This is a genomic window from candidate division Zixibacteria bacterium HGW-Zixibacteria-1 (assembly GCA_002838945.1).
Taxonomy (GTDB): domain Bacteria; phylum Zixibacteria; class MSB-5A5; order GN15; family PGXB01; genus PGXB01.
Genome location: PGXB01000007.1, coordinates 13,845 through 37,160, shown reverse-complemented (window position 1 = coordinate 37,160; position 23,316 = coordinate 13,845). Strand labels below are relative to the sequence as shown.

The window sequence follows — 23,316 nt, the reverse complement described above, 5'->3', positions numbered from 1 at the left end:
AGCATCATCCTCCTATCTCGATATGGTCAAAGCGGGCGGGCGAGGCGCCCTGCGCCGTCCGGGCATTCTGTCCCGGCTGACCCTTGCCGCAGTTGGGTGTTCCCCAGATTCGGTATGAATTTTTGTCTGCGATACCACTGCACTTATTCCAGAAATCGGTGGTACAGCCGGAATAAGTCGGACTTTTAATGGGCGTGGTCAATTTGCCGCCTTCGATCAGCCAGCCGATTTCACAGCCGAACTGGAAATACCGCCGGGCGTCATCAATCGACCAGGAGCGAACCCCGCTCATGTATATGCCGTCATCGATCTCGGACAAAAGCTGTTCGAATGATTTATCCCCGGGTTTCAGATTGATGTTGGTTATGCGGACAATCGGTATATTGGCCCAGCTATTGGCGCGCATCGCGGCGGTCGATTTCAACCCGATCCGGGCCGCGGTTTCCCGTGATGACAGGTAATTCACCAGAAGGCCGTTTTTTATCAGATCGGCCGGATATGCGGCGACGCCTTCGTCGTCATAGGCATAGGAGGCCAGGCCGTGCGGTGTGGTCGGGTCGCTGGTAACAGTGACAATATCGGAAGCATATTTAAGCTTATTCAGATTTTCGGGAGTGGCGAACGATGTCCCGGAGAAATTTCTTTCCGAGCCGAAGACGCGGTCGAGTTCCAGCGGGTGGCCGATTGATTCATGCATCTGTAATGAAACCTGATCCCCCGACAACAACAAGGTGGTCGTCTTCGCTGGACATTCTTCCGCCGACAGCAGCATTTTGACCTCTTCGACTAGCTGCGGGACGGCATCCTTCGATTTCAATTCTTCAAGCAGTTCGAATCCTTTTGATTCATATTGACCCGAAGATGTCGGGAACGACCGCTCATAGCTTTCGCGGTGACCCTTGGTCAGGCCGACTGATAATCCGGCCCCGGTTTGAATCAGCATCTGCGAAATAAGTGATCCTGCGGATGAGACAAAATATTTGTCTCTTCTGCGAAAACCGGCAAAACAGTTTCTTGAGTTCAGCGTTTCGCCGCCGGCTTCGGCCATAACCTTGTCGATATCCATGAGGAATGATATTTTTTCATCGAGTGAAATCGCAAAGGGATCGATTTCGAGCGGTGATACGAATTGTCCCTGGAAGGCATCGACCGGCGCCAATACCACCGGGGTCTTATTGACCATGGCCGAGGCCTCGGCTATGGCCACCGCCTCGATGGCTTTTTCAGCGATGGATTTTTCCGACATATCATCGGTGGCCGCGAAACCCCAGGCGCCGTTTTTGATGACGCGGATTCCGATGCCGTGAGATATCGTCTGCTCGATCGGTTCAACGGTGCCGCTTGATACCGAAACATTTTCATCTTCGATTTTCTCGATGCGGACATCGGCGTAAGTGGCACCCTGTGACCGGCAGCGATCAAGAGCCAGTTGTGCTATTTTTTCTTTTTCCATAATATTTTATCCCCGATAATTGCCACAATATATAAAATAATAATTCACTATGCCACCCCTAAAAAAAAGACACTTGTTATCCGTATTAACATATAGTAATTTAGCCGATTGATGGTAAATCAATAAAAGGGAGATATTATTCAATGAGACGGCCGCTTGTTTTATGGATTATTGCTATTGTCATCACGCTTGGTTCGGTTGTTTATCAACACGCGACCGGGCCGACCTACCCGATTCGGGGCTCGGTCGAGGTTAATGGTGAAAAGATAAAATTCCGCCTTTTGACGACAAATGTTACCGATGAAGATGCCCGGATGGAAATAAAAGTCGCCGACCTCAATATTTCCGGTGAAATGAAGTTCAAAAGATATAAAAGTCATGATGATTGGAGTGTCGAGTCGCTGGCGAGAGAGGGAGAGAATTTGATTGTCACCGTTCCCAAACAACGGCCGGCCGGGAAAGTCATGTATCAGGTTTCGCTCATCGACGCCGGCGGGAGGCGGTATGAGTTAACCGACGAACCGGTGGTAATCAGATACAAGGGTGCGGTTCCGAAATTTATTATATTCCCTCATATTATAATAATATTCATGGGGATGCTGCTGGCCACAAGAGCCGGTCTGGAAGCACTGGCAAAAGGGGCGAAGACTTACAGTCTGACCATCTGGACGACAATTTTACTGGTAGTAGGGGGGCTGATTTTCGGTCCGCTGCTTCAAAAATTTGCCTTCGGCGAATACTGGACAGGGTGGCCGGTGGGTCATGACCTGACCGATTCCAAGACGGCCTTTGCGGTATTATTCTGGCTGATCGCCCTCTGGCGGAGTCGCGGCGAGGGGAAAGGGCGTTTCTGGATTATTCTGGCGGCAATTGTCACGTTGATAGTTTATCTGATTCCGCACAGTGTTCTGGGATCGGAGATTGATTATACAAAGGGACTTCCTCAAATTAGTCAATTGTACTAAATTTGTGCTATTTCGAAACAACCTTTCAGGTTATAGTTAGTGCCAATTATTGGGTGAATGAGATGACATTATCTGACAGTATAAGATATTGTAAATATGTGATTTACAAAGAATAAAAATGTATTATTTTTCTCATGGCATAAAAGTAATAATTTCGCTTTATTATAAATATAGGTAGTTGAAATACCAGAGTTTGTTGAAGTTTTGAAGACAAAATTTGCTTCAAGGGGTAATTGAAATGAATGTTTTTCAGTTAGATAAATATCTGGATTGTGATTTGCAGGATCTAAATTTGAATTGGAAAGAGAAAGAATTACCTCAGACTGTGCGCACGAAGCATGTTCATAAATTACATCCATATTTTGGCAAGTTTATTCCACAGCTAGCAGAAATATTTTTAAGAAGGTTTTTTTCCAAGGGTGAAACGGTGGCCGATCCTTTTATGGGAAGCGGAACGACACTAGTAGAGGCAAATCTACTTGATATGAATTCAATTGGCATAGATGTATCGGAGTTTAACTGTATAATTTCGAAGGCAAAAACGCGGAATTATAATATAGATAAACTGCGCAATGAGGTCTTTGGGATACTTGATAGAACAAGGAACTTTTTTCTGCCGGATGCATTATTCAAGGAAAAGATTCCTGCTGAATCGCTTCAAACTAATAGTAAATATTTAAATAAATGGTACTTGGAAAAGCCTTTGAAAGAAATCCTGGCATATAAGTATTTCTTAAATGACTATGAGTACAAAGAGACTCTGATGTTAATTATGAGTCGCGCAGCAAGATCGGCGCGCAATATTCCGCATTATGAACTTGATCATCCGAAGGATCCGGTTTCAGGGCCATACTGGTGCAAAAAACATTCTAGAATGTGTTACCCAGTGTCAGAGGGTTTGAAATTTCTTGAGCAATATTCAAAAGATACGGTTAGACGTATTGAGGAATTCAGTGCTGTTCGGAAAAATACTGCAATTAAAATAATCCACTCCGATTCAAGGCAAGTAAAATATGGCGAGGAAATTTCGGGAGTATTAACCTCTCCGCCATATGTTGGAAATATTGACTATCATAGACAACATGAATATGCATATGAGCTATTTGGTATTATTAATAATGAAGATAAAGAAATCGGACCGATGTATCGAGGCCGCAGCAAATTGGCTGTTAAGTCCTATATTTCTGATATATCGGAAGTTTTAATTAATTTAAAAAAGTATTTGAAAGAAAATTCCCCAATAATTATTGTGGCCAATGATAGTCTAAATATTTATCCTGAAATTTTTAATACAGCATCCATTAAGATGAAGCATGTTGTCAATAGACAGGTAGATCGTCGAACAGGGCGCAGAAACCTTAATTATTCTGAGAGCGTATTTATATGTGAGTCATAGGCTATTGTATGATTTCTATCATCTTAACCCTAGATATTCACTCTTTATTCGGTCTCTGTATTTTCCGCCAACTTCGCGAAATAGAGCAATCAAATAATCCCATGTTTTGGGAGAATTCCCAATAATTTCATTCCAAAACGTTTCACCCATTACGACGATCTTGTCATTCTTCATGTCGAAGTACCTCTTAGGATGAGACCATGCATAATTTTCTTTCTTTAGGTAAGGATTGTCTGGTAAGGCAAAATATATTTTATTTTGCGAATCCATACAATATATTTTGTATAACTTTTCTTTTGAAACTTTTGTTTGATCTGCATTAGGCATTGAAGATTTTATTTCTATAAACAATTCCTCTTTTGACGTTTTTCTTTTTATGTATAAATCTACCATAACCTCAATTTCGACTTCTTCTCCGCTGTTTTTTAGGGCATCAAGGGATTTCAATTCAGCCTCAAGATTAGGTTTTCTTCCGGTCTCTTTACTTCTTTCCAATTGATAAAGAATATCATGTATAGTATCCAGTTGATTCTTACGGATAACCCCCTTTTTTAGAAATCCATTTTCAGCATGATTATTTCCATCCAAAGCGATTATTTTCGCAATATGCTCAAAGCCAATTTGTCCCATTACAGTGACAAAAGAACGTTCCAATTTTGCACTCTTCCATATCTCTATGGGAACCAGTGCATAATGAAAAGGTCTTTTTTGTGTTTCTATGGTTTCGTCAAAAGGTTCGCCAGATATTCTTCTATCAAGGATTCTGGTCATAAAAGCTTCAATGACTTCTATTATTTCCTGCCTCGCCTTATCAGTAAATGCGGCCATGAGTTACTCCTCAGCCCCCAATATTCATTTTTATCAGTTTTTCCAAAAATATTGTCCCAATATTCATTATACTTTTTTTTGAGCCAGCCTTTCTTCCTGATCGTTCTTTTGCAGGGCCGATATCAATTCATCCAGGTTGCCGTCGAGAATATCATCCAGTCGATGCAGGGTCAGGCCGATACGGTGATCGGTCACCCGCGACTGGGGGAAATTGTAGGTGCGTATTTTGGCCGAACGGTCCCCGGAACCAACCATCGATTTGCGTTCCTCGGCGATTTCCCGATTTTGCTCCTCGATCATTTTATCATACAGCCGGGCGCGCAACACCTGCAGGGCGCGTGCCTTGTTCTTGTGCTGAGATTTTTCATCCTGGCAGGTCACAACCAGACCGGTCGGTAAATGTGTGATTCTTACGGCCGAATCGGTGGTGTTGACCGATTGTCCGCCCGGGCCGGAGGAGCGGTACACATCGACTTTGATATCATTCTCTTCGATTTTTATGTCAATTTCTTCCGCTTCGAGAAGAACCGCCACGGTTGCGGCCGAAGTGTGGATTCGTCCCTGCGATTCGGTGACCGGGACACGTTGCACCCGATGCACGCCGGATTCAAATTTCAGGTTGCCGTAGGCGCCATCGCCTTTGACCATGAAAATAACTTCCTTGATACCACCCAGCTCGATGTAATTAGAGGAGAGCGTTTCCGTTTTCCAGCCTTTGTCCTCGGCGTATTTGGAATACATCCGATAGAGATCGGCGGCAAAAATGGCCGCTTCGTTGCCGCCGGTTCCGGCCCTGATTTCAATAATGGCATTTTTTACATCATTGGGATCGCGCGGAGAGAGAAGCTGATTCAGTTTCTCTTCGGTCTTCTGAAGCAGATCGCCGGCGGAGGTCAGTTCATCCCGGGCCATTTCGGTCATTTCGGGATCCTCGGATTGCTCTATAATTTCATTTGCCCCGGCGATGTCGCTGAGGCATTTTCTGTATATCCGTCCTTCTTTGACGACCGCCTCGATTTGTCTGCGTTCACGTGAAATATTTTTCAACTTTGTCTGGTCGGAGAGCACGGCCGGATCAAGCAGCATGTTATTCAATTCGTCGAAGCGTTTCTCAAATTTTTCTATAATATCAAGCATAGCATTCACCTGTCGAATGATGAGTTTTCAGGATAAAAGGTTGAAAAGCTAAAGACAAGTCTTATTGACGCTGATTTTTGAATCGGTGATGCCGAGGGCCGATTCAAGCGCGACAATGGCGACTTCCATCTGCTCGGTGGAAGGTTCTTTGGTCGTGATTCGCTGCAGCCAGAGACCGGGTTGGATAAGAACCTTTGTAATGGAATTTTCGCGCGTCTTGCCGGACAGCTTGAGCAGTTCATAGGAACCGCCGGCGACCAGCGGAAGCAGCGAAAAGTGCACCGCGAAGCGGGTCAGAAGGGCGGGCGGGTAGCCCATTATTATGGCATATACCGAATCCGATATCGAATATATCAAAATTGCGAACAGCGCCACGATCAGGATAAAACTTGTTCCGCAGCGAGGATGAAAAGTGGTGTATCTGGAGACATTTTCGGTGGTCAGCTCTTCGCCGTTTTCGTAGGCGAAGATCGATTTATGCTCGGCCCCATGATACTGAAACACTTTTTTGAACTCGCCAAACAAAGATATAAGCCAGACATAAGCCAAAAATAAAATCACTCTAACCGCGCCGGCGACAAGATTAAAGACGACGGCGTCACGTTCGATGCCGAGCCATGAGGCAATGGCGATCGGAGTGAAAAAGAAAATCAGTATTCCGAGCGCCAGCGCAAAGACAACGGTTCCTATAAGAGCCAGGTTGTTGTGGCTTTTTTCGCCCGGGACATAGACTTTGCCTTCGGCGATGGCTTCTTCCTTCTCGACCTCTTTGACGGCGATATCGGCGGAGAAATTGAGCGTTTTGACGCCGATGACGAGCATTTCAAAAAAAGTGACGACACCGCGCAAAATGGGCCAGCCAAGAATCTTGAATTTTTTGCTTAGTGAAATGTAATTCTCGGTTTTGACAAGAATCTCGCCCGATGGAATACGCACTGCGGTGGAGACACGATCTTTCGACCGCATCATGACCCCTTCAATGACCGCCTGGCCGCCAACACTTAAATCCGGCATTTTAACCTCATGACTCCAATAATAACATTAACAAGACAAACATCAAATATTAATACGAAATTCCCCCAGTGAAATGATGGGGGAAATATCGATCTCTGAATGTCTAAACTGTCTAGGAGTCTTTGGACTGGGATTTTGGCTTATTATCCTTGTCCAATCCGTATTTTCTACGGAAGCGCTCAATACGTCCGGCGGTGTCAACCAGTTTCTGCCGTCCGGTAAAGAAAGGGTGGCAATTGGAACAAATTTCCACTCTGATGTCTTTAACCGTCGATCTGGTCTGAATCACACTCCCGCAGGCACAAGTGATCGTCGTGTCAAAATATTGAGGATGTATCTTCGGTTTCATTTCATAACCTCAAGTTCTAATGTCATTTTCTCAATTTAGCCACCAAATATAATTAAAAGACTCCAAAACGCAAGTTAATTTAAAGAACTGATTAATTATTAAAAGGTTCGGTAAAATGAGGAAATATTTAATATTTTTGGAAAAAAACGGGATTTGGCTGTCATTGGACTCATTGAATTCCGATTTTTAACACAATCTGGCGGCCCAGTTCAAAAGCTTCTTCCAGCTTTTCGGCATTTTGGCCGACCGCCCCCGCTTCCCACCCCGTCCCGGCATAACTGATTGTTCCACAATTTATTATCTCGACCCACTTAAAGAAACCGGCGATCACCACACGGGCATGTTCGAATTGCTGGCGCTCGCCGCCCACCAGCACCATGGCCCCCAGTCTATTCCGGGAGATGATTTTTTTGAAATGATGTTCCGGTTCTTCCGAAAAATCGGGCGGGCGAAGGCAGTTGCAGCGGTCGATAAATAATTTGGCCTGGGCCGAGACGGTGTCAAAATAAATGGGCGATCCGAATAAAATTATGTCGCTGTCGATCAGAAGATCATAGATCGGGTATATTTCGTCCTGAAACAGGCAATAATCAGGCTCGGGACTTTTGCCGCATGACTGACAGGGGAGATATTGATAATGATTGAGAATAATTATTTCGTTATGCGCCGGTTGCGGCGCATTTTGAATGATACCTTCGGCGATATGTTCAAGCAATAAGTTGGTTGAACTGCCGTTAATCGGGCTACCCGTCAGTGTCAGAATATTGAGCATCCAGCTTCTCCAATTCTTCTAATCGGCAATATAATTCCAATAATGCATCCTCGATTGAAGATTTTTCGCTCGAGATATCGGCCAGCTTCTGCCAGTCGGATCGGGGGATGTTGAATCGAATGTCCTGGTCAAGCCGGACCAGGTTTTTTTCAAGATCTTCAATCTTTGATTTTACCGAGCGCAGTTTTTTTTTAATCCGGCCCTTGGCCTGCGACAGTTTTTTAAATTCGACATATTGTTGAATCTTCTCGGGAGCGGTTGTTTTCCTGACCGGAACGGCCGTTTCCTCATTCTTTTTTTCTTTGTAATAGCTGTAATTGCCGTTGAAAATCCTGGCTCGACCATTCTCGAGCGACAGAATCCGATCGGCCACCTGATCCAGAAAATAGCGGTCATGGCTGACGACTACCAGAGTCCCGGTGTAATTTTTCAGCGCTTCTTCGAGAGCATGGCGGGAGTCGATATCGAGATGGTTGGTCGGTTCATCGAAAATCAACAGATTGGCCGGTTTGAACAATAGCTTGGCAAGCGAGAGCTTGGTTTTTTCGCCGCCCGACAGCACCGAGATTTTTTTGAAAACATTTTCTCCAGTAAAGCCAAAGCGGGCCAGAAATGAGCGCAGGCGTCCCGCTTCTATCAGAGGATCAAGATTCCAAACCTCGTCGATAATGCTGTTACTCTCATCCAGCTCGGACAGTTCCTGGTCGAAATAGGCGACATCGACCTTCTGGCCGATGGAAACCGAGCCATCGACCGGATCCATTTCGCCCAGAATCGTCTTAAGAATTGTCGTCTTACCGGTTCCGTTGGGGCCGATAAAACCGAGTCGGTCGCCCCGGTAAAGGTTGAGATTGACATCGCGCACCAAAACCCGGTGGCCGTAGCCGAATGAAGCCGCTTCAATTGCGAGCACCAGATTAAAGGAACGGCCGCTGGATTCGACTTTGAAGGTCGGGGCATTGTATTCCGTCTGAGGCAGGCTGATGCGCTTGATACGGGCCAGGTACTTTTGTCTGGACTGGGCCTGTTTGGTTTTCTGTCCGGCCATATTGCGCCGGATGAAATCCTCGATGCGTTTGATTTCTTCCTGCTGATGTTTATACAGATGGACAATTTGATCCAGTCGTTCCTGGCGCTCGACCAGATATTTATCGAAGCCGTTGAAATACTGGTCGATTTTCCGGCCGGTTATTTCCCATACTTTTTCGATAGTGTTGGACAGAAACATCCGGTCATGAGAGACGATTATATATGCCTTGCCAACGCTTCTGAGGTATGTCTCCAGCCAGATGGTTGATTCGATATCGAGATGGTTGGTCGGTTCGTCGAGCAGGAGCAGATTATTGCGTCCGGCCAGCAGCCGGGCGAGAGCGGCCCTGTTTTTTTCACCGCCGGAGAAATCCATCAGGCGGTTGTGGAAACGGTTTTCCGGAAAGCCGAGCCCGATCAAAATGATCTTAATCTCGGTTTCGAATTCATAGCCGCCGGAAGCTTCAAAACGATGCTGGCAGTCGCCCAGTTTTTCGAGAAGATCGACCGAATCCGGCTGCTCCGAAAGCTGCTTCTGAACCATATCGATTTCGGATCGCAGATCCAGCAGGTCGGAGCGGGCCGAGCAAATGAAATCGAAAAGATTCATCTGTTCGGACTCGCCAAACTCCTGTTCGAGATAGGCGATAGAGCATCCTTTGGAACGGGTGACATTGCCGGCATCGGGGGTCATGCGGCCGGTCATAATTTCGAACAGGGTGGTCTTGCCGATGCCATTGGGTCCGACCAGTCCGATCCGGTCGGTTTCAATGACAGAGAAATTGAGGTTCTCAAACAGAACCCGATCCTGGAATTGCTTGATAATGTTTTCGCCGGCCAGTAATGTCATGGCTCTTTTAGTTCCGGTTCGGTTTCCCGGGAGAAAAGCATCTCCACCGCCATAATAATAACCGCGGCCCAGAGGAATATTTTCCACAGCTCACGGCCGAACCGCGCCTCCGAGATCACGGCAGCAGCCGTATTATTATAAGGAATCATTTTGAATTTTTCAATTCCCAGGGCCGACTTAAAGCGGTTAAAATCGACCGAGGCGAGATTGCCTTCCGAGGGGCTCAAATTAACCGGGAAAAGATCGATCAGCCGGTCGCTGCCGCGAAGCTGATAAAGGCCGGGTATGTCAACCGGGCGGCAGGCATATAACTGGCGGCCGACCTGCTCGGTCCCGGTAATATCGAAGATACGATTATCCGGTGTCATCAGTTGCACCGCGCCGTACTTGGTTAAGCGTCCGGTTACCGATCTGAAAACATTTTCGCCGACCAGATTCTTCGATTCATATTCGGAAACGCTGCCCGCGAGATATTCCATAGTGCGGATAACAAAAGGCACGAAAAACGAATGTGAAGGCAGATCGGTATAGCGCGGAATAATCGGGGAGGTCATCATGATTATCCGGCCAAGTCCGTAGGCGGTTTCGACAATAGCCGGAGTTCCGTCGGAAAAATAGGCCAGGCTTCGGCTGCCGGCGCCCTCGATTTTGGGCAGAGCATAGAAGCGAAAAGTCGGCAGAGAGTCCTGCCGGAAACTGGAAAAGGCCTTTAATATGGGATGTGTGTAGTCAAATCTTTCAAGAGTATAATAGCCCGCCCCGGTGAAAGAAGAGGGAGGCGGCGCAATGAGATTAATATCCAGCTTTGAGGCGAAATTTTGATTGAAATACTGCGGTTCCATATCGGCGCCGGCGATAAGGAACATGCCGCCTCCGCCATCGACAAATTTGAGCAGTTGTGAGGTTTCGACCGAACCGAGCGATTTTATCCCCGACATCACGACAGCATCATAATCGCGGAGATTGACGGTCCCGAGACGATCCGGGTCAATCATCTTGACCGACCAGTACATGGCCAGCTTTTCCGCCGGAACCAGTGCCAGTCGAACCAATTCGCCGCTGTTGTCGCCATCGACTATCAGGATATTGAAGCGGTCGGGTATCATGAAGCTGAAATAATATCTGTTGTCGGCGGGGAAACCATCATCGGACAGTTCCACCCAGCCGGAATGAAAACCGGTCTGATGCACGGCCGTCTTGAATTGCACGAATTGGCGGCCGCTTTCATCGATTGAAAATTCACTTTGCATGACCCGGATACCATCGACAAACAGCGAGGCCAGAAGCTGCGATTTGGCGAAGGTGTCATAGTTCTGTATTTCCGCCTTGACCGAGAAATCGGCCCCGACTTCAATCAGTTGCCCGCCCATATCGATATCGACCACGCCGCAGTTGCCGTCGGTTTCGACCGGGATATCGACGAAATAAGTCGATATGTCGGCGGTGGTTTTATTCACCGAATCGGGCAGGGAGCTTAACTGCCGGTCAGTGATGACATATAATTCTTTATTAAGATTTTGCGACTGCTCCAATAAACCGACCGCCTTATTGTACGCATCACCGAAATTATCGGCATCATAACCGGCGTTCGTTTCGGCGAGAACATTTTCGGCGATATCGCGGCTGAAGAATTTTTCTCCGGCCGGGAAATATGTCTTGCGATCATAGGGGATGACCAGGATTTCATCCGACTGCCCGAAATTTTCCAGGATAGACTCGGCGCTCTTTTTGGCCAGATCAAATGTTTCGCCGTCCTTTACCTGACGCTGCATCGAGGCCGAGCGGTCGAGCAGGATGACCGATGACACACCCGCATGCGACCCGATATAGCCGCCTTTGGTGGCGGGACGGGCAAAGGCCAGAACCGCAATTAATATAATGAGCATGCGCAGCAGCAGCAGGAGCAACTGGCGGATTTTAATCCGCCGGACCTGCCGCTTTTGCATCTCCTTGAGATGTTTGAGAGACGAGAATTCAATGATGCGGACCTTGCGTTTGGAGAACAGATGTATCAGGAGAGGGATAAGTGCGGCGGCCGCCGCAACCAGAACCGCTGAATTGAGGAAGTTGAACATGGCGAAATTATGACTTTAAATCAAGCAAAATTTTTATGTTTTGATTAAAACTTCTGCCAAGTTGAGAAAGAACATAGCCATTATTATTTTGCCACTCTGGCAATAAAAATACAAAACTAGGGCAACTGTCATTATAGATTATATCACTTTTTTTTATTTCAATACGTTTCGGAGGAAGCTCCGTTAAATTCTTAGCGTCATTATGCAATTTAGGTATATTCATCCATTGAATAAGAAGTCTATAAAGCCAAATATATTTTAAATATATATTTTTATCCTTTTCGTACTCAGAGAGTTTTTTTTCAATGACGGTCTTAAGTTCATCCAACTCCTGTTGGCTTGATTCTAAGAAAGGATTAATAGCCCAGTTTTGGTCATCGCATTGTACAAGAGTCCCCAGCATCCTATTATAATACCAATTATCAAGAACTTCATTTGGTGTGTTTGTAATTGGTAAATGTTTTATTCGAGAATATAAATTTGGATCCAGTATGCAAATTGGGTAGCTTATGCTTTTTTCCATTATATATGCATTTGTCAGACTTTGGCTAAGTATTAAATGATTCTCAGAACTATGGCGTGAATAGTGTTTGCCAAAAGACAAGCCACCTCTTATGAAGATATCTTCTTTTATTAGATCACATGTTAATGTTGGAATCACTTGCAGCAATCTACGAAAATTATAATCCATAAGAATAATGGAATCAGAAATTATAAAATATTTAAATCTGTCTTCTGGGTCTATATCCGTGAGGTGATCAATTATGTCCGCAGTCTTTCTATGCAAGGAAAGGTCCTTCTCAATTAATTTCTGAAATTTTAGGTACAGGTCTTTTGCTCTGTCCCAATCTTTCACGATCTCACTGAAACCAAGAATATCTAAATAGGCACAATAGAGATTTCTGGATTCAATAATGTCCATTACAGCTCGAACTCCCTATTTATTTCGCTACCTGCAATATGGTTTCTCTATGTACTGCTCGCATAGCTTGCGATAATAGTCGGCCAGAGGCACCGAAAGGGCGTCGCGATAGGATTCAATCGCTTTGGCATGATTTCCCTGAAGGTCGGCAAGCTCACCCAGATTCAGTTTTATCAATCCAAGGTAATAGGCCCTCAATTCGATAAAGTCGCATAATTCGAGATACTGCCTCGCTTCATCATACTCGCCCAGGCCCATCAGGGCCAGACCGGCCCGCAGTCTGAAAATCGGGTCCTCGGGTGCTTTCGGTATCATCTCGCGCGACCAGATCAGGGCATCGGAATAATAGCCTTCGGCTTTCGCGGAATCATGATAAGTCCCGGAGGCTCCATACATATCACCCAAAAACAGCATGATTTCAATCTTGCCGGGAACATTCGGCTCGATATTATAGTAATTTTCGGCCATCCGAATGGCTTTCGCAGTGTCGCTCCGGATGGCGGCGATTTTTGCCTGCATTAGACCGGCCGTGGCATAGGTAGTATCGAGCGTGAGAACGGTATCAAAACAGGCCCAGGCCCTGTCATACTCGCCGCTGATCCAGTACAGGTGGCCCAGCACCTGATAATACAGCGGGAGCCTGCTGTCGATTTCGATCAGCCGGTGGTATCCCTCGATGGCATCATAATAATGACCATATTGATAGTAGGTGGTGGACAGTTTTTTCCACGTATCGACCGAATCGGCGCCGGTCTGGTCATAGTGGGTCATCTGCTGGATGTATTCGATCATCTTATCGGACTGATAGAGAGCATTGGCCCGGGAAGCATAATAATCGAAGATACTTCGATCGAATGTAATGGTGTCGACACAGTAAAGCCATTCGTTTTCCAGCGAATCGAGCGGTTTGGCGAAGACTTCTTCAAGCTTTCTCAGGATAGTCAAATCATCGGCCTGATCGTACCATTTAATCGTTTTGGTGATGCCATAATTGTTGGCCAGATATTTGAGGAACGATGCCGCGCAGGTTTCGGCGGTTACCGGGTCGATGCTGTAATAGCCCGATGTGGTCAGGATATCTTTTATCTTTGGAACGGATGCTTCCTTTTTCAGTTTTTTCATGTTGTAGGGCACGAAGTCGAAATATCCGGCCAGGCCCTCGACGATAAACGGCGGGGCGTAGCCATGGATTTTAAGAAGCATCAGCATATTCGGCAGGATAACATCGACCGAAGAGAAATCGTGATTGTAGAGGGTGTACACCGTTGAACGGCCGGGGTCGATGGCATATCCGAACCGTTTATCCCAATTGATCGTTTCAACGGCGCACGGGCAGAGGTACAGGCCGATTTTGCCGGGGGTAGTTATGTCGAAGGCTTCGCGGAACCTGGTGTAGTCGGCCTCAAGATAATTCTTGACGTTGTTCCAGTGAAAGTCGCCTAGCGAACCTTTGACATAATACAGATCGAAATTGGCTGATGGATCCATCCCAAAATAGCGGTCATTGGCTTCAATCTCGCACAGCGGTTTGTCAATCCTGACCCGCTGACGGGGGCTGATCAGAAGCTGATACATGGAACCGTTCTTGCCGGGGATATTCTCGAACCTGGCCGGCAGATTATATTCAATACGAAACCTTTTGGCGGCATTGTACGGGTTGGGGCCGATGGTGACAAGGTGGCTGTTAAAAGTAACCGACTGCGTGTCGGCCGCCTCGATCGAAATATCGACGGTCATGTTGACCAGGAAAGTCGATATGCTTTTGCCGACATAGGCATCGATAGTGTCTCTGGTGATTTCGAAATAACGGTCGATTGCTTCCGGTTTTTGCCGGACGATTAGCTCGAACCGGATGGCATCCGATTCATCAGCACGAATTTCCGGGGTCAGGCATAAAAATGCCAGAAGCCCCACTGTTAATATCAGGGTTAATTTCTTCATATGTTTGTTCTACAACCAGAATTATCAAATGTTGGAATTAATTTTCCGCCAGGATGATTCTTCTGTCCTTCAAAACCGGCAAAACCGGTATTGAATCGATTTGTGAGGCGAATCTGACATCATCGGCAAACCCGATTTCAGCCAGATACCGCCCATGCTCGCCGTTGGCAATGGCCCCGGCGAGGCAGTTACTGTTGTTTTGATACAGCAGCAGGGCCAGGGCCGCGGCATCATTTAGTTCAAGTTCAAGATTGAATTCGGTCCGGAGCTTGTCAATAATCATTCCGCCGCACAGGGAATCCTCGATCGAAAAATCGCCTTCCTCTCCGGCGCAAAGTATTGCCACATCATCGCATGTTTGCGCCAGCCTGGCCGCCACGGCCGAGATATTGACCAGCGCACAGGTAATGACCAGCTTGGAATGTCTGGCACGCGAATATAACTGGGTTCCGTTCGATGTGGTCAGAATCACTATTTTGCCCGAGACGGCATCCTCGTTATATTCGAGCGGCGAGTTCCCGAGGGTGAAATTCTCTATTTTGATTCCCTTTCGCTCACCGCCAAGGACCGTATCCTCGACGCCGATTTTGTATCTCATTTCGGCGGCCTCGCCCGGCTTTTTGACCGGTATGACCGCTTTGGCACCGCAACTAAGTGATCGGCAAATGGTTGTCGAGGCTCTCAGAACATCGATCAGGACCAGCGTCTTTTTGGACAGGCGCTCCTCATTGACCGGCCCCGGAACCAAAAATAAATCTACTCTCATTTATCTGTGCGTCGCTTCCTTATAGAAAGGTGGTTTGACCACGACGGCAGGGAAGACCTTATCCCTGATTTTAACCCCGACCTGATGGCCAAGCTTGGTCATTTCGAGCGGCAGATAGCCCATCGCTATCGGCTTTTGAAGCGACGGGGAGAAGGTACCCGAAGTGACATGGCCGACCACTTTGCCGTTGGCGACCAGTTCATGGCCATGCCGCGGAAAGGCGCGCCCCTCCAGTTCGAGACAGATCAGGCGTCGTTTGGGTTTTTCAAGTTTCTCTTTTTCAAGGATCTCACGGGCGATATAGCCGCCTTTCTCGAAACTCACGATCCAAGCCAGACCGGCTTCGATCGGATTGGTCGTCTGGTCGATGTCGTTACCGTAAAGGGTCATTTTCATTTCCAGCCGCAAGGAATCACGCGCGCCGAGCCCGATCAGTTTCATGTCATATTTTTTACCGGCCTTCACGGCCGCCGCCCAGATATCATCGGCGGCGTCGTGGGTGATGTAAATTTCGAAGCCATCCTCACCGGTATATCCGGTACGCGAAAAGAGGACTTCATGACCGGCTATCTTCGCCACCGCGGAATGATAGTAAGGTATGGAGTCCAGGTCATAGTTGCACATCTCGGCCACGACTTTCCAGGCATTGGGACCCTGGATGGCCAGCAGGCCGTATTCATCGGAGCGGTTGATGAGTCTGACATCGCCTTCCAGGTGATCTTCCAACCATTTGAAATCCTTGTCAAGATTCGAGGCATTGACCACCAGCATGTAACGATCCTTCAGGCGGTACACCAGCAGGTCATCGACAATGCCGCCGTCGTCATAGCACAAGCAGGAATATTGTATCTGACCGACAGTAAGTTTGGATGCATCATTGACGGTCAGCTTTTGAATAAAGGCAAGGGCATCCGGGCCGGACACATCGAATTCCCCCATGTGAGAGATGTCGAACATGCCGACATTTTTCCTGACGGCCAGGTGCTCCTCGGTGATGCCGGAATACTGGATCGGCATGAGATATCCGGCAAAGGGGACCATTTTGGCCCCCGCCTCTATATGGTATTTATTAAATGGAGTCTTTTTAGGCTCACGCTCGGGTTGTTCCGCCTCCACTCTTATTTACCTCCAGATCTGGTATAGTTAAGCAGACCACCGGCCATGATAATTGCACGCTGGCGTGGCGTCAGGCTGATGGTGAATTTATATGTATCGCCGGTTGACTTGTTTACGATTTCAACGGTGTCCGAATCTTTGACATATTTTCTGATATCCGGCATTTCGAGAACATGCCCCTGTTCGATCTTATCATAGTCGGCCGGATTGGCAAAGGTGGCGGGCAGGATGCCGAAATTAATCAGGTTGGCGAGGTGAATTCGGGCAAATGATTTGGTCACGACCATTTTGACACCCAGATACATCGGCGCCAGAGCGGCATGTTCCCGCGAAGAACCCTGACCGTAGTTATCACCGCCGACAATAAAGCCCCCGCCCTTTTCTTTGGCGCGCTTGGGGAAGTCGGGATCGATCACATTATAAACGAATTCGGAAATCTTGGGAATATTGGAACGAAGCGGCAGGACTTTGGCTCCGGCCGGCATGATATGATCGGTGGTAATATTGTCGCCGACTTTGAGAAGAACCTCTCCCGATATCGATTCGGCCATTTCTTTGTTCAGCGGCAGTTCGGCAATATTCGGGCCGCGGATGATTTTAACTTTGGCCGGCGTCTTTGACGGCGGGATAATACCACTATCATCAATCCTGATTGATTTCGGCATCTCGACTTTGGGATATTTTCCCAGTTCCCTGGGATCGGTGACTTCACCGGTAAGCGCCGCCGCCACGCAGGTTTCGGGGCTGGCCAGGTACACATTAGCGCTCTTGGTGCCGGAACGACCGAGGAAATTGCGGTTGAATGAGCGGATTGAGACCGCATCGGTTGACGGGGCCTGGCCCATGCCGATACACGGCCCGCAGGCCGATTCGATTATTCGGGCGCCGGAACCGATTATCTCGGCCAGGGCGCCGCTGTCGGCGATGGCTTCAAAGACTTGCTTTGATCCCGGCGAGATGGTCATTGAAACATTTGGATGAACCTTTTTCCCTTTGAGCATTTTTGCCACGCGGGTCAAATCGGTCAGGGATGAATTGGTGCAACTTCCGACGCACACCTGATTAACTTTTATTTTCTTGAGTTTTTTGACTTCAATAACATTGTCGGGCATGTGCGGCTGGGCAATAAGCGGCTCCAGCTTGCCGAGATCGATATCGATCACGCGGGAATATTCGGCATCGGGGTCGGCCTCGAGTTTTTTATAGACATCGCCCCGTTTCTGCCATTTCAAAAATTCTTTCGTATTTTCATCGGACGGGAAAATCGATGTGGTTGCGCCCAACTCCGCGCCCATATTGGTGATCGTGGCGCGTTCAGGAACGGTCAATCCGGCGACACCCGGGCCGCCATACTCGATAACTTTGCCGACGCCGCCCTTGACGGTCAAAATCCGAAGGACCTCGAGGATGACATCCTTGGCAGTCACGAACGGTCTGAGTTTGCCTTTCAGCCGAATGTTGATGACTTCGGGCATTTTAAGGTAGAAGGGACCGCCGCCCATGGCCACCGCCACATCGAGTCCGCCCGCGCCCATGGCCATCATGCCGATACCGCCGCCGGTGGGGGTATGGGAATCCGAACCCAGCAGGGTTTTGCCGGGGGCACCGAAGCGTTCCAGATGTACCTGGTGGCAGATGCCATTGCCGGGGCGTGAAAAATATATGCCATACTTGGAAGCTACGGACTGAAGATATTGATGATCGTCGGCATTTTCAAAGCTGGCCTGAAGCATATTATGATCGACATATGAAACCGAGACTTCGGTTTTGACCCTTTTTAAACCCAGGGCCTCGAATTGTAAATAGGCCATGGTGCCGGTGGCATCCTGGGTTAAGGTTTGATCGATTTTTATGGCTATATCTTCGCCGGGGATCATCTTTCCAGTTACAATGTGATCTGCGATGATTTTTTCAGTTATGTTTTTGCCCATTCTACAACTCCTTCAATAGACGCTTTTTATATCAAGAATACATAAGAAACGGACTGCATCCGAAAAGTCAATAATTTTGTTTGGAGTAAAAAATGGGGATATTTTGGCAAAAGGCGATATAAATAGATTTTTTTGGAGTAAATTGTGAAAAAATATCGAATTTTTGAAAAAAAGAACATTTTTATTGTATCAAAACTTCGTCATATTACTCTTAGAGATATGGACATGCTAAAATTACGGACACCAGCGAAAATTAATTTATTTTTGAATGTGTTGGGGATGAGACCCGACGGATTTCACGACATCTGTTCGTGGTTCCAGGCGATAGACCTCTTTGATAATTTAACCTTTACCAAAGGGGATAAAAGGGGGCTAAACCTTTATTGTGAAGGTGCTTATGCAGTACCAACAGGCGATGGGAACCTGATAACCAAGACCGCCCGGCTAATGTTGGACAGGTTTGTTCCGGAGGGCGGGATCGATATAATTCTTCAGAAAAACATACCGGTTGCCGCCGGCATGGCCGGAGGGTCATCTGACTCGGCAGCAACAATATACGCCATTAATAAACTTTTCGAATTGGATCTTGATACCAGTGAAATGATCAAAATCGGCCTTGAGCTTGGTTCCGATATTCCTTTCTTCTTTTCATCGGGGCAGGCTGAGGTCACCGGAAGGGGTGATAAGATAAGGGATATTAATCTGCCTTTTGATTATTCGATTGCATTAGTTGTTCCCAAAATTGCAGTTTCAACAAAAGAGAGTTATGAGCGGCTTAATTTGGGCTTGACATCATCGGATGCCGGCGTTAAGTTCTCAGCTTGTAGTGATTTCGCGGATTTGGTCGCACAGATCATGACGCTGGGAAATGATTTTGAGACGAATCATTTCAGCCGCTACCCTGTCCTGACTCAAATCGGGCGGATGTTAAAATCCGCCGGAGCCTTATTGGCTCGAATGAGTGGATCAGGACCGACAATGTTCGGCCTTTTTGGGAACAAGCCCGATGAGAAGGTTTTTTCTCAGTTAACCCAGGGGGAGTGGGATATTTTCTTTGTGCGTCCGATTTCTCTGCCAGCCTGGGACGGATTTATTTAATTTTTAGGTCGGCTGGAGGATTTACCGTGGAAATAACTGAAGTGCGTATTATATTACGCGACGAAGACAAATTAAAGGGCTTTGCCAATGTAACCTTCGACGATATGTTCGTTATTCGCGGGATGAAGATTATTTCGGGAGGCCGGGGCTTTTTTGTATCCATGCCGAGCCGTCGGAGACCCGATGGGACTCATCAGGATATTGCTCACCCGGTTAATAACGATGCCCGCAGAGTTGTCGAGGAGGCGGTCCTTAAGGCTTATGAAGTGGAATTGAAAAGCCGTACCGAAGTCTATTAAACTGGGGTGTCGTCAAGCGGTAAGACACAAGCCTTTGGAGCTTGCATTCGCAGGTTCGAATCCTGCCACCCCAGCATATTAGGATGTTTTGGCCTGTCGGTCTGCCTAAGCGGTCATTCTCCCAAAGTAATCCGAGTTTTATAGATGTCCAATCCTGCCGGCTTATAAAAATATTATGTGCCGGCCATCGGTCCATTCCTTCAAATACCTTCCAAAAGTGAAAGCGTTCTGCGCCAACCCCTGTTATAGAATCTCGGTTATTGATTCCCGTTTGCATAAGGGTCATTTCACTATATTGATCTTAGATTATTCGATTGTAATTCTTGGAGGGCCAATGCTTTTGGCTCAAACATCAATAATCTGCTCCCACTTTACCGCGTCCGGCGCCGGAACCAATTTATTAATATTCCCTTAAATTACCATTTGCCAAAACCTCGGTTTTCTATTATAATACTTGACTTGAGAAGACGGGTTTTTAAAAAATTGGGGAAGAACCGTGCCTGAGTTGAAGTTAATTACCGGTAATTCGAACCGCCCCCTGGCGGAAAAAATTGCCAAGTATATTGGAATTGAGCTGGCCGCTTGTGAGGTAAAGCGGTTCTCGGACGGTGAGATATTTGTCCAGATTAATGAGAATATCCGCGGGGCCGATGTATTCATTATACAGCCCACTAATGCTCCGGCGGATAATATCATTGAGCTGTTGATGCTCATTGAAGCTTCGCGGCGGGCCTCGGCCGCCAGGATAACGGCGGTAATTCCTTATTTCGGTTATGCGCGGCAGGATCGCAAAGACCGGCCCCGGGTGGCGATTGCGGCCAAGTTAATGGCTAATCTGATCACGACTGCGGGCGCCCAGAGGATTATCACGCTGGATCTTCACGCTTCCCAAATTCAGGGTTTCTTCGATCTTCCTCACGACCACCTTTATTCGACCAGAGTCTTTAAGGATATGGTTTCAAATATTGAGTGCGATCCGCTCGTAATCGTTTCGCCGGATGTCGGTTCGATAAAAATGGCGAGGGCCTTTGCCAAGCATTTTAAGGCCGACCTGGCCATTATAGATAAGAGGCGCCCGGCGCCGAATTTTTCGGAAGTGGTCAATATTATCGGTAATGTAAAGGATAAGAATATTATAATTCGCGATGATATGGTTGATACCGCCGGCACTCTGTGCCAGGCCGCCAATGCTTTGGCCAATGCCGGGGCGATCAGCATTATGGCGATTTGTACGCATGCCGTGCTTTCCGGTAATGCCATAGAAAGAATCCAGGAATCGGCTATAAAGAAGATGTTTATTTCCGATTCGATAAATGGACCTCAGAAAAAACTGACGGATAAATTTGAGGTGATGTCCTGCGCCAATCTTTTTGGCGAAGCCATTATGAGAATATCGGGTGAAAAATCGGTTTCTTCGCTGTTTAACGATTTTCCCGACTGATATGAAAATAAATATTTGGAGGTTGAGATAGAAATGGATGAAATCAAACTTATTGCCGAACGAAGAGACGGCGTTGGAAAAGGTACTGCCCGCAAATTGCGAGCAAGAGGACTGATGCCAGGCGTGGTTTACGGCCCGGAGACGGAAGCGCAACCGGTTTCGATCAATATCAAAGAACTGGCGGCTCTGCTGCGTGCGCAGGGCGGCACCGGTAAACTGATCGATCTTAATCTGAATGATGAGAAGGAGCCGCGCAAGGTCATTATCCGCGAACTGCAAAGGGAACCGGTAACCGGCGGGTATGAACATGTCGATTTTTATCAGGTTTCCATGAAGAAGAAACTCAATATGACGGTCCGCGTGCACCTTACCGGAACACCCGAGGGGGTCAAGCTGGGCGGCATATTGCAGCATATTCTTCGCGATCTCGAGATCGCCTGCCTGCCTATCGATATTCCGGACAGGATAGAGCTGGATGTCTCCAAGCTGGAGATTGGCGACTCGATTCATGTCAGCTACATACAGCTCGATAAAGTGGATATTCTAACCCCTCCGGTGCGGACGATTGTGACGGTCGTTCCGCCGACAGTCATCAAGGTTGCCGAAGCGGCTGCCGGTGAAGGCGCCGAAGGCGAAGCGGCTGAAGGCGAGGCTGCCGAGGGTGCTGCCGAAGGCGAAGAAAAGAAAGAAGAGACCGAGAAGAAATAGTTTTTTTATTTGCAGAATTTCGGCAAATCGAACAGGAATTAAAGACCGCTCATATGAGCGGTCTTTTTTTTGCACGAGAGATTTCAGTTCAGACTTATATTTATCGAGTTATGAAAGCTGCGATACTAACAATGCCCATTAGAAGTGATTATATAGTACTGATAAATTTTGACAGGATATCGGTATATAAACGATAGAGAAAGATGATCCAGACAGACAGATTAAGAATCCCCCGGATCCGGACATAAATCGGCCGGTCATTAAATTGCGGAATCCGTTTGTTGCGCAGGATCGCGGCGAAGGCTCGCCCGTAATTGATCGATGACATGGTGAAGAATATCAGGACGATCCAGAAGAAGAGATTTATGCCGAACTCAAAACGAAGAATATAGCTTCCCAGAAGTATCGCCAGTGACGCGAAATAATATTTTCCACTGAGACTCGAGGCCGCGATTTCATGGCGGCCCCTTATAATTTTAAGGCCCGCGGTCAGAATCACCAAATCGCGGAGAAATACGGCAACGGCCAGCCAGATGGGGAAATCCCGGAAGATGATAAGTTCGATGATCAATATAATGGCCAGAAGTTTGTCGGCCAGCGGGTCGAGAATGTGTCCCATGGCGGTAATTTGATTCAGTTTGCGAGCCATCAGGCCGTCCAGAAAATCGGTGGCCCCGGCTGCGATAAGCAGGCCAGCGGCGGTCAGGGCGCCGGCATCGCTGTCTTGTGCCAGAAAATAAGCGATCGGAGCGGTCAGGGCAATGCGGAGCAGCGACATCAAATTGGGGGGGAGGAGCAAGTCGCCGGTTTTGATGTTTAATTTTATACTCAACAGTCGATTCTCGAAAAGCAAAATTATTTAAATACGATTTGAGGATAAGTCTTTTATGCCTGTCAGTCAACAGTGATTGCAGGGGGGGTCGATCGCCGACCGGCGATGCACCTAATGTTATCAGGTGCATCCGGCGGCATTGCCCCAGCCGCAAATCGGGCAGCGGATAATACGCCCCGGTTCCCGAATCAATTTGGCAAAACGGCAATTGGGGCAGAGTTGCCCCTCCTTGATATAAATTACCGTTTCCGACTTCGACGGCATGGGGCAGGCCGGATCAGTCTTATTTTCGGGTCCATTTTTGGTCACATCCGATAATATATTCGAAATGCGCTTGGCCTTCAAAATATAAATGATGGGCTCGGACAAAAAAATCGGTAATTATGGAAATTCC

The 23,316-nt window shown here is 47.3% G+C and carries 21 protein-coding genes and 1 tRNA gene; 7 read left to right on the top strand and 15 right to left on the bottom strand.

All coding sequences use genetic code 11. The annotated features are described in order from the left end of the window. Nucleotides 1-4 precede the first annotated feature (4 nt). The gene (locus CVT49_04430; protein ID PKK84219.1) at nucleotides 5-1,453 is read right to left on the bottom strand and encodes a peptidase C69; all 1,449 of its coding nucleotides are present in this window, start codon (nucleotides 1,451-1,453) and stop codon (nucleotides 5-7) included. 143 nt (nucleotides 1,454-1,596) lie between these two features. On the opposite strand from CVT49_04430, the gene CVT49_04425 reads away from it, so the two are divergent. Further along, the gene (locus CVT49_04425; protein PKK84218.1) at nucleotides 1,597-2,418 is read left to right on the top strand and encodes a hypothetical protein; all 822 of its coding nucleotides are present in this window, start codon (nucleotides 1,597-1,599) and stop codon (nucleotides 2,416-2,418) included. A 238-nt stretch (nucleotides 2,419-2,656) separates the two neighbouring features. Then, the gene (locus CVT49_04420) at nucleotides 2,657-3,814 is read left to right on the top strand and encodes a DNA methylase (GenBank protein ID PKK84217.1); all 1,158 of its coding nucleotides are present in this window, start codon (nucleotides 2,657-2,659) and stop codon (nucleotides 3,812-3,814) included. Nucleotides 3,815-3,832: 18 nt separating this feature from the next. On the opposite strand, the gene CVT49_04415 is transcribed toward CVT49_04420, so the two are convergent. From CVT49_04415 to CVT49_04360, 12 genes are all read right to left on the bottom strand, one after another. Then, nucleotides 3,833-4,642 carry a TdeIII family type II restriction endonuclease gene (locus CVT49_04415; GenBank protein ID PKK84216.1) on the bottom strand — a complete coding sequence of 270 codons (810 nt, stop codon included), beginning with the start codon at nucleotides 4,640-4,642 and terminating at the stop codon, nucleotides 3,833-3,835. Nucleotides 4,643-4,708: 66 nt separating this feature from the next. Further along, entirely contained in the window at nucleotides 4,709-5,770 is a 1,062-nt protein-coding gene (locus CVT49_04410; protein ID PKK84272.1) for a peptide chain release factor 1, read from the bottom strand. Between the two features lie 57 nt (nucleotides 5,771-5,827). Next, nucleotides 5,828-6,793: a DUF1385 domain-containing protein gene (locus tag CVT49_04405; protein PKK84215.1), complete on the bottom strand. Its 966-nt coding sequence runs from the start codon at nucleotides 6,791-6,793 to the stop codon at nucleotides 5,828-5,830. A 112-nt stretch (nucleotides 6,794-6,905) separates the two neighbouring features. Continuing rightward, complete coding sequence (locus CVT49_04400; GenBank protein PKK84214.1) at nucleotides 6,906-7,142, bottom strand: 50S ribosomal protein L31; 237 nt, start codon at nucleotides 7,140-7,142, stop codon at nucleotides 6,906-6,908. Nucleotides 7,143-7,311: 169 nt separating this feature from the next. Beyond that, nucleotides 7,312-7,914 (bottom strand): hypothetical protein, encoded by a 603-nt coding sequence (locus CVT49_04395; protein PKK84213.1) that lies wholly within the window; start codon nucleotides 7,912-7,914, stop codon nucleotides 7,312-7,314. Then, nucleotides 7,886-9,793, bottom strand: a complete 1,908-nt coding sequence (locus CVT49_04390; protein PKK84212.1) for a hypothetical protein — start codon at nucleotides 9,791-9,793, stop codon at nucleotides 7,886-7,888. Before CVT49_04390 ends, CVT49_04395 begins: the two co-directional genes overlap by 29 nt. After that, nucleotides 9,790-11,868, bottom strand: a complete 2,079-nt coding sequence (locus CVT49_04385) for a hypothetical protein (GenBank protein PKK84211.1) — start codon at nucleotides 11,866-11,868, stop codon at nucleotides 9,790-9,792. The genes CVT49_04390 and CVT49_04385 overlap by 4 nt, the downstream gene beginning before the upstream one ends. Before the next feature lie 7 nt (nucleotides 11,869-11,875). Next, nucleotides 11,876-12,790: a hypothetical protein gene (locus CVT49_04380; GenBank protein ID PKK84210.1), complete on the bottom strand. Its 915-nt coding sequence runs from the start codon at nucleotides 12,788-12,790 to the stop codon at nucleotides 11,876-11,878. A 27-nt stretch (nucleotides 12,791-12,817) separates the two neighbouring features. After that, nucleotides 12,818-14,731, bottom strand: coding sequence for a hypothetical protein (locus CVT49_04375; GenBank protein PKK84209.1), 1,914 nt, complete (start codon nucleotides 14,729-14,731; stop codon nucleotides 12,818-12,820). Nucleotides 14,732-14,768: 37 nt separating this feature from the next. Beyond that, nucleotides 14,769-15,497 carry a hypothetical protein gene (locus CVT49_04370; GenBank protein ID PKK84208.1) on the bottom strand — a complete coding sequence of 243 codons (729 nt, stop codon included), beginning with the start codon at nucleotides 15,495-15,497 and terminating at the stop codon, nucleotides 14,769-14,771. Further along, nucleotides 15,498-16,613, bottom strand: coding sequence for a glycine cleavage system protein T (gcvT, locus tag CVT49_04365; protein ID PKK84207.1), 1,116 nt, complete (start codon nucleotides 16,611-16,613; stop codon nucleotides 15,498-15,500). It abuts the gene before it with no gap. A 2-nt stretch (nucleotides 16,614-16,615) separates the two neighbouring features. Next, on the bottom strand, nucleotides 16,616-18,544 hold the full coding sequence (locus tag CVT49_04360) for an aconitate hydratase (protein PKK84206.1): 1,929 nt from the start codon (nucleotides 18,542-18,544) through the stop codon (nucleotides 16,616-16,618). A 144-nt stretch (nucleotides 18,545-18,688) separates the two neighbouring features. Here CVT49_04360 and ispE point away from each other — a divergent pair, with 144 nt between their 5' ends. From ispE to CVT49_04335, 5 genes are all read left to right on the top strand, one after another. Further along, nucleotides 18,689-19,642 carry a 4-(cytidine 5'-diphospho)-2-C-methyl-D-erythritol kinase gene (gene ispE, locus CVT49_04355; protein ID PKK84205.1) on the top strand — a complete coding sequence of 318 codons (954 nt, stop codon included), beginning with the start codon at nucleotides 18,689-18,691 and terminating at the stop codon, nucleotides 19,640-19,642. 26 nt (nucleotides 19,643-19,668) lie between these two features. Next, entirely contained in the window at nucleotides 19,669-19,941 is a 273-nt protein-coding gene (locus CVT49_04350; protein ID PKK84204.1) for a hypothetical protein, read from the top strand. Nucleotides 19,942-19,943: 2 nt separating this feature from the next. Next, nucleotides 19,944-20,015 (top strand) — tRNA-Gln (locus CVT49_04345). 422 nt (nucleotides 20,016-20,437) lie between these two features. Continuing rightward, on the top strand, nucleotides 20,438-21,382 hold the full coding sequence (locus CVT49_04340) for a ribose-phosphate pyrophosphokinase (GenBank protein ID PKK84203.1): 945 nt from the start codon (nucleotides 20,438-20,440) through the stop codon (nucleotides 21,380-21,382). Between the two features lie 33 nt (nucleotides 21,383-21,415). Next, nucleotides 21,416-22,090 carry a 50S ribosomal protein L25 gene (locus tag CVT49_04335; protein ID PKK84202.1) on the top strand — a complete coding sequence of 225 codons (675 nt, stop codon included), beginning with the start codon at nucleotides 21,416-21,418 and terminating at the stop codon, nucleotides 22,088-22,090. A 148-nt stretch (nucleotides 22,091-22,238) separates the two neighbouring features. Here the strand turns inward: CVT49_04335 and CVT49_04330 are convergent, their stop codons facing one another. Beyond that, nucleotides 22,239-22,868, bottom strand: a complete 630-nt coding sequence (locus CVT49_04330; protein PKK84201.1) for a hypothetical protein — start codon at nucleotides 22,866-22,868, stop codon at nucleotides 22,239-22,241. Between the two features lie 174 nt (nucleotides 22,869-23,042). Next, nucleotides 23,043-23,291, bottom strand: a complete 249-nt coding sequence (locus tag CVT49_04325) for a hypothetical protein (protein ID PKK84200.1) — start codon at nucleotides 23,289-23,291, stop codon at nucleotides 23,043-23,045. Nucleotides 23,292-23,316 lie beyond the last annotated feature (25 nt).

Coding starts and splice junctions, on each gene's coding strand:
- CVT49_04430 (PKK84219.1), bottom strand. CDS start 1,453: ATGGAAAAAGAAAAAATAGCACAACTGGCTCTTGATCGCTGCCGGTCA.
- CVT49_04425 (PKK84218.1), top strand. CDS start 1,597: ATGAGACGGCCGCTTGTTTTATGGATTATTGCTATTGTCATCACGCTT.
- CVT49_04420 (PKK84217.1), top strand. CDS start 2,657: ATGAATGTTTTTCAGTTAGATAAATATCTGGATTGTGATTTGCAGGAT.
- CVT49_04415 (PKK84216.1), bottom strand. CDS start 4,642: ATGGCCGCATTTACTGATAAGGCGAGGCAGGAAATAATAGAAGTCATT.
- CVT49_04405 (PKK84215.1), bottom strand. CDS start 6,793: ATGCCGGATTTAAGTGTTGGCGGCCAGGCGGTCATTGAAGGGGTCATG.
- CVT49_04400 (PKK84214.1), bottom strand. CDS start 7,142: ATGAAACCGAAGATACATCCTCAATATTTTGACACGACGATCACTTGT.
- CVT49_04395 (PKK84213.1), bottom strand. CDS start 7,914: ATGCTCAATATTCTGACACTGACGGGTAGCCCGATTAACGGCAGTTCA.
- CVT49_04390 (PKK84212.1), bottom strand. CDS start 9,793: ATGACATTACTGGCCGGCGAAAACATTATCAAGCAATTCCAGGATCGG.
- CVT49_04385 (PKK84211.1), bottom strand. CDS start 11,868: ATGTTCAACTTCCTCAATTCAGCGGTTCTGGTTGCGGCGGCCGCCGCA.
- CVT49_04380 (PKK84210.1), bottom strand. CDS start 12,790: ATGGACATTATTGAATCCAGAAATCTCTATTGTGCCTATTTAGATATT.
- CVT49_04375 (PKK84209.1), bottom strand. CDS start 14,731: ATGAAGAAATTAACCCTGATATTAACAGTGGGGCTTCTGGCATTTTTA.
- CVT49_04370 (PKK84208.1), bottom strand. CDS start 15,497: ATGAGAGTAGATTTATTTTTGGTTCCGGGGCCGGTCAATGAGGAGCGC.
- CVT49_04360 (PKK84206.1), bottom strand. CDS start 18,544: ATGGGCAAAAACATAACTGAAAAAATCATCGCAGATCACATTGTAACT.
- CVT49_04335 (PKK84202.1), top strand. CDS start 21,416: ATGGATGAAATCAAACTTATTGCCGAACGAAGAGACGGCGTTGGAAAA.
- CVT49_04330 (PKK84201.1), bottom strand. CDS start 22,868: ATGTCGCTGCTCCGCATTGCCCTGACCGCTCCGATCGCTTATTTTCTG.